The following is a 1,531-nucleotide window of genomic DNA, read 5'->3' as shown; positions in this document are numbered from 1 at the left end:
GTTGTAGGGCGGCCCGCACGCCGTCGTCACTCATCTCTATGCTCCGTTTACCGCTTGCTCGCGGGCCCAACGATAGTCGGCCTTGCCTGAGGGACTGCGTTCGATCGTGTCCCGGAACACAATCGCCTTCGGCAGCTTGTATCTCGCCAATGTCTGTGCGGCATGGTCGATTAACTCAACAGCCTCGGCACGAGCGTCATCGGCGAGCGCAACGACGGCGACGACTTCCTGGCCCCATCGCTCGCTGGGCCGTCCGGTGACGACCACGTCGGTCACCGCGGGATGGGACGCGATCGCCGTCTCGACCTCTTCGACGAAGATCTTCTCGCCGCCGGAGTTGATCGTCACCGAATCGCGGCCCAACAGCTCGATGCAGCCGTCGGTGCGATGGCGGGCCCGGTCACCGGGCACCGCGTAACGCACGCCGTCGATCATCGGGAAGGTGGCCGCTGTTTTGGCGGCGTCGCCCTTGTAACCCAGTGGTACGTAGCCCCGTTGGGCGAGCCAGCCGATGCCGTCGTGACCCGGTCGCAGGATCGACTCGAGGTTTTCGGCGGCGACGAAGGTATCGGGTCCGGCATTGAAGGTGCCCGTCGACACGGCTCCCGACGTCGACATGTGGTGCATCTGCGCACCGGTCTCCGACGAGCCGACGCCGTCGACGACGATCGCGTTCGGGAGAACCTCGATCAGGCGTTGCTTGATGTATGGCGTCAGCAGCGCCCCGCCGTTGGCGACCACGGCCAACGACGACACATCCGCGATGCCCTTCTCGATGGCGGCGACCAGGGGCCGCACCATCGCATCGCCGACCACCGTCACGGTCATCACCTTCTCGCGCTCGATGGTGCGGACCACATCATCGGCGTCCAAATGATCGACAACTGAAGGGAAGACGACGGTTTGGCCCGTGGTGATCGCCGTCATCACACTCCACTGCGCCGCGCCGTGGATCAGCGGCGGCAGAATCATCAGCTTGATGCCGGTGCCCCCGGCCAGCCTCGCCGCAATCTCGTCGAGCGAGCTGGTGGGCTCGCCGGTCATCAGATTTCGCCCACCGAACGACGTCATGAAGATGTCGTGCTGGCGCCACAGCACGCCTTTCGGCATCCCGGTCGTGCCGCCGGTGTAGAGGACGTACAAATCGTCGGGTGAATGCTGGATGGCGGGCGTCACGGATTCCGAGTTGATGATGGTCTCGTAGTCCACGGCGCCGTCGAGCAACGGGTTGCCCGAGTCGTCGGCGATTTGAATCAGGACGCGCAGCTGCGGAAGATCCGGCAACACCTCGGCTACCCGCGGTGCGAAGCAGGCGTGGTAGATCAATGCCGTTGCACCCGAGTCGGCGAGCAGATACTGCAACTCGCTCTTGACGTAGCGGAAATTAACGTTGAACGGTGCGACCCGGGCGGCGAAGGCGCCCAGCAGCGCCTCGACGAACTCGTTGCCGTTGTAGGCATACAGGCCGAGAAGATCCTGCCCGACTTCGTGGCCATCCAGCGCCGATCGCTCCGTGTGGCAACCCAACCCG

The 1,531-nt window shown here is 64.5% G+C and carries 1 protein-coding gene; it reads right to left on the bottom strand.

Annotated features, from left to right (window positions below):
• Positions 1–36: 36 nt before the first annotated feature.
• Positions 37–1,531 (bottom strand): acyl-CoA synthetase (locus VGH54_RS29990; protein ID WP_331515820.1); only part of this gene is annotated, 1,495 nt, incomplete at its 5' end.

Origin of the sequence: Mycobacterium sp. (assembly GCF_036488105.1) — a bacterium.
In the GTDB taxonomy this organism is placed as follows: Bacteria; Actinomycetota; Actinomycetes; order Mycobacteriales; family Mycobacteriaceae; genus Mycobacterium.
This window is presented reverse-complemented; position numbering and strand designations above follow the sequence as displayed.